Raw genomic sequence first — 257 nt, 5'->3', positions numbered from 1 at the left:
GGAGATGAACCTCGGCCAGCTCGCCACCCTGATCCGGGCGAAGTACCTGGTCGACGCCCACTCCTACCACCAGGTCAACGGCATGCCGTTCAAGGCGGAGCAACTTGCCGACGCACTGCGGGAGATCCACAATGAAGACTGAACTCACCCTGTCCGTCAAGGACTTCAAGTCGGACCAGGAGGTGCGCTGGTGCCCGGGCTGCGGTGACTACGCGATCCTCGCGGCCGTGCAGGGCTTCATGCCGGAACTGGGCCTG

General features: G+C 64.2%; 1 pseudogene. It reads left to right on the top strand.

The window, feature by feature from the left end:
* Nucleotides 1–149 precede the first annotated feature (149 nt).
* Nucleotides 150–257 (top strand): annotated as a pseudogene (locus tag IG05_RS47505) (2-oxoacid:ferredoxin oxidoreductase subunit beta); the annotation flags it as partial.

The sequence above is a fragment of the Streptomyces sp. NRRL S-1022 genome, from assembly GCF_000720135.1.
GTDB lineage: Bacteria > Actinomycetota > Actinomycetes > Streptomycetales > Streptomycetaceae > Streptomyces.
This window is presented reverse-complemented; position numbering and strand designations above follow the sequence as displayed.